We start from the raw sequence: 7,557 nt of genomic DNA, 5'->3' as shown, positions 1-7,557 counted from the left end.
TGTATGACCCATGTTCGACTTGATCGAACCCAGCCACAGCGGAAGATCGGCCGGGCGGTCCCGGCCATACGTCGCCAGCAGCGCCTGCGCCTCGATCGGGTCACCCAGCGTCGTCCCCGTACCGTGCGCCTCCACCACGTCCACCTCGGCCGAGGAGACCCCGGCGCCGGCCAGCGCCGCGCGGATCACCCGCTGCTGGGCCGGACCGTTGGGAGTGGTCAGGCCGCTGGACGCGCCGTCCTGGTTGACGGCGCTGCCGCGGATCACCGCGAGCACCGGGTGGCCGTTGCGACGCGCGTCCGACAGCCGCTCCACCAGGAGCATGCCCGCGCCCTCCGAGCAGCCGACGCCGTCGGCCGATTCGGAGAAGGACTTGCAGCGGCCGTCCTTCGCGAGCCCGCGCTGGGTGCTGAAGTAGACGAACATGTCCGGGTTGGTCATGACGGTCACGCCGCCCGCGAGGGCCAGGGAGCACTCACCCGAGCGCAGCGCCTGCACGGCCAGGTGCAGGGCGACCAGCGACGACGAGCAGGCCGTGTCCACCGTCACCGCGGGGCCCTCCAGGCCCATCGTGTAGGCGACCCGGCCGGAGACGATGCTGCCGTCGCTGCTGCCGAAGCCGTAGTCGTGGTACATCACACCGGCGAAGACGCCGGTGCGGCTGCCCCGGAGGGACAGCGGGTCGACGCCCGCCCGCTCGCACGCCTCCCAGGCCGTCTCCAGCAGCAGCCGCTGCTGCGGGTCCATCACCAGCGCCTCGTTCGGGCTGATCCCGAAGAAGGCGGGGTCGAAGTCAGCAGCGTCGTGGAGGAAACCGCCCTCGCGGGCGACGGTGCGGCCGGGCTTGCCCGGTTCGGGGTCGTAGACGCCGTCGATGTCCCAGCCCCGGTCGGTGGGGAAGGCGGACACGGCGTCCACCCCGTCGGCCACCAGCCGCCACAGGTCCTCCGGGGTGGCGACGCCGCCCGGGAAGCGGCAGGCCATGCCCACGACGGCGATGGGCTCGGTCGCGGCGGTCGTGAGTTCGGCGTTGCGGCGGCGCAGCCGCTCGTTGTCCAGCACGGACTTTCTGAGCGCCTCGACGATCTGCTCGACGGATGCGTCCACGGTGAAGACAAACCTCTCGCTCGGTGAAGTCGGCGGGATCCGCGCCTTCAGTTGCTTTCGTCGGTCGACAGCGCCGCGCGGACCAGGTCGTCGACGGCCATGCCCTTGATCGTTTCGCTGCGGTCGGCGGGCGCCTGGGCCGGCGCGGAGCCGGTCGGGGCGCCCTGCCGGGCGGCAGCGAGTGCGAGCAGGCCGTCCAGCAGGCCGGCCTCGCGGAGGTCGTCGAGGGACAGGGTCTGCAGGGCGTTGCGGACGGCCGCCTGGTCGGGTTCCGCGGCGGCGGTGGTGGTCGTGGTGTCCCGCTCGGCGACGTCCGGGGCCGGGAGGGCGGGTGCCAGTTCGTCCAGCAGGTAGGTGGCGAGCACGGCAGTGCTGGGGTAGTCGAACATCAGGGTCGCCGGGAGGCGCAGACCGGTCGCGGTCTGCAGCCGGTTGCGCAGTTCGATCGCCGCCAGGGAGTCGAGGCCGAGTTCGGTGAATCCCTTGGTGACGTCGATGGCGTGCGGGTCGTCGTGGCGTACGGCGGCCACGTGGGTGCGGACCAGATCGAGCAGGGTGCGCTCGCGCTCCAGGCCGCTCAGGGGGGCGAGTCGCTCCTCCAGGGTGCCCGGGGCGGAAGCCGTGGCCGCGGGGGCGGGGACCGGTGCCGGGGACGGGGTCGTGCGGGCCTTGACGGGGCGTGCGGCGTCGCGCCGGGCAGTCCGGACGATCTCGCGGAAGAGCGGGGAGAGTTCGTCGTCCGCCGCCGTGGCCAGCGCGGCGGGCTCCAGACGGATCGGCACGAGCAGTGCGTCGTCCAGGGCGACCGCCTCGTCGAACAGGGCGAGGCCCTCGTCGGTGGTGAGGGCGGGCATGCCGAGCCGGCCCATGCGGTGCAGGTCGTCGTCGGTGACTCCGCCGCCCAGGCCGGTCTTGACCGTCCAGAGCCCGAAGGCCAGGGAGGTGGCGGGAAGTCCGGCGGCCCTGCGGTGCTGGGCGAGGGCGTCGACGAAGCGGTTGGCGGCCCCGTAGTTGCCCTGTCCGACGCCGACGAGGAGTCCGGCGCAGGAGGACAGCAGGACGAACGCGGTGAGGTCGAGGTCGCGGGTGAGTTCGTGCAGGTTCCAGGCCGCGTCGGCCTTCGGCCGCAGGACCGCGTCGATCTGCTCGGGTGTGAGGGCGCCCGTCAGGGCGTTGTCCATGACGCCGGCGGCGTGCACGACACCGCGCAGGGGCCGGTCCTCGGGGATGTCCGCGAGGAGGCCGGCCAGAGCGGTGCGGTCGGCGGCGTCGCAGGCCACGGCGGTCGCTTCGGCGCCGAGCGCGGCGAGTTCCGCCAGGAGTTCGCGGGCGCCGGGCGCGTCCGGTCCGCGGCGGCTGGTCAGCAGCAGGTGGCGCATGCCGTGTTCGGCGACGAGGCGCCGGGCCACGAGGGCGCCGAGGCCGCTGGTGCCTCCGGTGACGAGAACGGTTCCGTCGGGGTCCCAGGGCGTGGGCCGTTCGGTCTCGTCGACGGGGATGCCGGTGAGCCGGGGGACGCGGACGTCGCTGCCGCGCACCGCGAACTCGGGTTCGCCCAGGGCGGCGAGCGGCGCGGTGACCCGGCTTCCCGGACCGAGGTCGGCGAGCAGGATGCGGCCCGGGTTCTCCTGCTGGGCGCCGCGTACGAGGCCCCAGACGGCCGCCTGTACGACATCCGCGGACTCGTGGGTGCCGGTGTCGTCGCCGACGGCGACACCCTCATGGGTGATCACCATCAGCCGGGAGCCGGCGAGGCGTTCGTCGGCCAGGAAGGTCCGGACCGTGTCCAGTACGTCGCCCAGCACGGTCCGCACCGCGGACGGGACCTGCCCGGAGGGGCGGGGGCAGGGGTAGAGGACGAGATCCGGCACGAGCCCGTCGGCGTCGAGAGCGGCGGTGAGGGCCGCCGGACTGTCGTACGCGGGTGTGTCGTCGTCGACTCCGGCGTCCGCGGGGTCGGTGCCGATGAGCGCCCACCGGCCCGCGGTGGTGCCGCCCGCGGTGCCGAGCGGCAGGTGGCTCCAGCCGACCCGGTACAGCGCCTCACGCTGTTCGGTTCCGGTCGAGGCGGCTGCCGCGGCGGCGACCCGGTCGGGAGTGACGGCCCTGACGACGAGGGACTCCACCGTGGCGACGGGCAGGCCGGTGCCGTCGGCCAGTTCCAGCCGTACGGCGTCCGGGCCGACGGAGTTGAGCTTGACCCGCATGTGGGCGGCGCCGCCGGCGTGGAGGGAGACCCCGGTCCAGGCGAAGGGCAGGTGGGAGGCGCCGACGTCCTGGGGGCGGTAGCCCCCGAGGAAGTCGGTGGCGCTCAGTGCCGCGTCCAGCAGGGCGGGGTGCACCCGGTAGCCGGTGGCCTCCTCGCGGGCGTCCTCGGGGAGCGCGACCTCGGCGTACACGTCCTCGCCGTGCCGCCACACGGCCTTCAGGCCGCGGAAGGTGGGGCCGTAGTAGTAGCCCTGGCTGGTCAGGTACTCGTAGACGTCGCTGATGTCCACGGACTCGGCGCCCGGGGGCGGCCAGGCGCCGGCGCCCAGGGGGGCGGGCGGAGCGGTGGGGTTCTCGGAGGAGGCGAGAAGGCCGGAGACGTGGCGGGTCCAGCCGACGTGATCGGGTGCGTCCTCCGCCCGCGAGTACACCGCGAGGGAGCGCCGGCCGGTGGCGTCCGCGGCGCCGACGAGGACCTGTACCGCGGTGCCGCCGGTGGCCGTCAGCGGCATGATCTGCTCGATGGTGAGTTCCTCGACGAGGTCGCAGCCGACCTCCTCGCCGGCGCGCAGGGCCAGTTCGACGTAGCCGGTGCCGGGCAGCAACAGGGTGCCCAGCACGTTGTGGTCGGCCAGCCACCGCTGGCTGTCCATGGCGAGTCGGCCGGTGAGCACGACGCCGCCGGACTCCGGGGAGACGACCACGGCGCTGAGCAGGGGGTGACCGCCGGGCAGCTGGCCCGCGTCCTCGGCCCCGCCGGACGTCGCCGTGGCGGTGGCGTCCAGCCAGTACCGGCGCTTCTCGAAGGGGTAGGTGGGCAGGTCCAGTCGGCGTTCGCCGTGGTCGGCCAGCAGGGCGGCCCAGTCGGGCCCCGCGCCGTGCGCGTGCAGCCGGGCGAGTGCGGTGAGGAGCGCCTGCGGCTCGGGCAGGCTCTTGTCCAGGGCAGGTACGACGACGTGGTCCGTGCCCTCCAGGCCGGCCGCGGCGAGTGCGCTGAGCACCCCGTCGGGGCCGATCTCCACGTAGCGGGTGACGCCCTCGGCCTCCAGCCGGCCGAGGCCCTCGGCGAAACGCACGGCCTGGCGGACGTGCCGCACCCAGTAGTCGGCCGAGCCCAGTTCCTCGGGGTGAGCCTCCTGACCGGTGACGTTGGAGACGATCCGCAGCGACGGGGTGCCGTAGGTCAGTCCGGCGGCGACCCGGCCGAACTCCTCCAGCATGGGTTCCATCAGGGGCGAGTGGAAGGCGTGCGAGACGCGCAGTCGGCTGGTCCTGCGGCCGAGCCCGGCGAAGTGGGCGGCGACGGCGAGGACCTGGTCCTCGTCACCGGAGACGACCACCGAGGTGGGGCCGTTGAGCGCGGCGATTCCGGTGGCGTCGCCGAGCAGCGGCAGCACTTCCTCCTCGGTGGCCTGCACGGCCATCATGGCCCCGCCCGCGGGCAGCGCCTGCATGAGCCGCCCGCGGGCGGCGACCAGGGTGCAGGCGTCGGGCAGGGACAGCACTCCGGCGACATGGGCCGCGGCGAGTTCGCCGACCGAGTGGCCCACCAGGACGTCGGGGGTGACACCCCAGCTCTCCAGCAGCCGGTAGAGCGCCACCTCGAACGCGAACAGGGCGCTCTGCGTGTAGACGGTCCGGTTCAGTTCGGGCGTGTCGGTGGTGTCGTCGAGGCCGTCGCCGACGGTGAACATGACGTCCCGCAGCGGGCGGTCCAGGTGCCGGTCCAGGTGTTCGCACACGGCGTCGAGGGCGGAGGCGAACCCGGGGAACGCGGCGTACAGGCCGCTTCCCATGCCGGGGCGCTGGGCGCCCTGTCCGGAGAAGAGGAACGCCGTCGGGGCGTCCGGCTCCACGGTGCCCGCGACGGTGCCGGGGCGCTCCTCCTGTGCCGCGAGGGCGGCGAGCGCGGCGAGCGCGTCGTCCCGGTCGGCGGCGAGGACGACGGCCCGGTGGTCGAGCGCGGCACGGGTCGTCACCAGCGACAGGGCGGTGTCGGCGAGGTCACGTCCGGGGTCCTGCTGCAGCCAGGACGCCAGCTGTGCCGCCAGGCGCGGAAGACCGGAAGCCGTCCTGGCCCCGAGGACGAGCGGCACCGCGGGCAGCGCCTCCGCGGTCCGCGGTGCCGGGGCGGGCTCCGGCTCCGGTGCGGGCGCGTCGCCGGGCGCCTCCTCGATGATCAGGTGGGCGTTGGTGCCGCTGAGCCCGAACGACGAGACGCCGGCCCGGCGCGGCTGTTCCCCGCGCGGCCAGGGACGTTCCTCCGTGAGGAGCCGGACGTTGCCCTCCGTCCAGTCGACCTGCGGGGAGGGCTCGTCGACGTGGAGGGTGCGCGGCATGGTCTCGTTGCGCAGGGCCATGACGGCCTTGATGACGCCGCTGACGCCGGCCGCCGCCTGGGCATGGCCCATGTTGGACTTGATGGAGCCGAGCCACACGGGTTCCCGGGCGGCGCGTTCCCGGCCGTAGGTGGCGAGCAGTGCCTGTGCCTCGATCGGGTCGCCGAGGCGGGTGCCGGTGCCGTGGCCCTCGATCAGGTCGACGTCCGCGGCCGTCAGGCCGGAGGCCTCCAGTGCCTGCCGGATGACGCGCTGCTGGGAGGGGCCGTTGGGGGCGGTCAGCCCGTTCGAGGCGCCGTCCTGGTTGATGGCGCTGCCGCGGATGACCGCGAGCACCGGGTGGTTGTTGCGGCGGGCGTCGGACAGGCGCTCCACCAGCAGCAGGCCCACGCCCTCGGACCAGCCGGTGCCGTCGGCGGTCCCGGCGAACGCCTTGCACCGGCCGTCCGCGGACAGCCCGCGCTGCTGACTGAAGTCGATGAACAGCTCCGGGGTCGCCATGACGGTGACTCCGCCGGCCAGCGCCATGGTGATCTCGCCCTGCCGCAGGGCCTGGCAGGCCATGTGCAGGGCGACCAGGGACGAGGAGCACGCCGTGTCCACCGTCACCGCGGGGCCCTCCAGGCCGAAGGTGTAGGCGACACGGCCGGAGGCGATGCTGGCGGCGCTGCCGTTGCCGATGTACCCCGTCAGGTCGTCGGGCACGTGCGGCAGGCGGCTGCGGTAGTCGTGGTACATCACGCCCGCGTACACGCCGGTCCGGCTGCCGCGTACGGACTCCGGATCGATGCCCGCGCGCTCGAACGCCTCCCAGGCGCCCTGGAGCAGCAGCCTCTGCTGCGGGTCCATCGCCATCGCCTCGCGGGGCATGATGCCGAAGAACTCGGGGTCGAACTCGTTGGCGTCGTACAGGAAACCGCCCTGCCGGGTGTAGGTCCGGCCGGCGACTCCCGGCTCGGGGTCGTAGAGCGAGTCGAGCGGCCAGCCGCGGTCGTCGGGGAAGTCGGCGACGACGTCGCGGCCCTCGGCGACCATCCGCCACAGGTCGTCCGCGGAGCGCACCTCGCCGGGGAAGCGACAGCTGATCCCGACGATGGCGATCGGTTCGTCGGTGTGCGCCGGCACGGCGGGGGCCGCCGTGCCGGACTGCGGTCCGGCGGTCTGCGCTGCGGTGTCCGGGGAGACGCGGCTCTTGAGGTATCCGGCGGCGGCCCGCGCGGTGGGGTAGTCGAAGACGAGCGTGGCGGGCAGCCGGACCCCGGCCTCCGCACCGAGCGCGTTGCGCAGTTCGACCGCGGCCAGCGAGTCGAATCCGAGGTCCTTGAAGGCCCGGTCGGCTCCGACGGCGTCGATGCCGGAGTGGCCGAGCACCGCGGCGACGTGCTTGCGCACCAGGTCCACCAGCAGGCGGTCGCGCTGGGAGTCGTCCAGTCCGGCGAGTCGGCTACCGAGCGTGCTGCCGCCGTCGGCGGTGGCCGAGCGGGCGGTCCTGCGGGCAGGTGTGCGGCTCATGCCCTTGAGCAGGGCGGGGAGTTCGTCGCTGCGTGCGGCGAGGGCGGTCGCGTCGACACGCAGGGGGACCTGGACGGGCTGGTCCGTCCGGACCACAGCCGCATCCAGCAGATCCAGTGCCTCCGCCACCGGCAGAGCGGGCAGGCCCAGACGAGCCATCCGCACCTCCGCATCCGCCTGCGAAGAAGCACCACCCAACCCCGTCTCCGCCCCCCACAAACCCCAGGCAAGAGACGTGGCAGGCAGGCCCTGAGCCTGACGATGAACGGCGAGAGCATCGAGGAAGGTGTTGGCCGCCGCGTAGTTCGCCTGCCCCGCGGCCAGCACCAGACCACCCGCCGAGGAGAACAACACGAACGCCGACAGATCCAGATCACGCGTCAGATCGTGC

The 7,557-nt window shown here is 73.9% G+C and carries 2 protein-coding genes; both read right to left on the bottom strand.

Annotation, left to right across the window (positions count from 1 at the left end):
- Nucleotides 1-1,158 (bottom strand): beta-ketoacyl synthase N-terminal-like domain-containing protein (locus ACL02U_RS32435; protein ID WP_412794594.1); only part of this gene is annotated, 1,158 nt, incomplete at its 3' end.
- Nucleotides 1,155-7,557 (bottom strand): SDR family NAD(P)-dependent oxidoreductase (locus ACL02U_RS32430; RefSeq protein WP_412794593.1); only part of this gene is annotated, 6,403 nt, incomplete at its 5' end. The genes ACL02U_RS32430 and ACL02U_RS32435, both read right to left, overlap by 4 nt.

It is taken from the genome of Streptomyces sp. MS06, assembly GCF_047200655.1.
Classification (GTDB): domain Bacteria; phylum Actinomycetota; class Actinomycetes; order Streptomycetales; family Streptomycetaceae; genus Streptomyces.
This window is presented reverse-complemented; position numbering and strand designations above follow the sequence as displayed.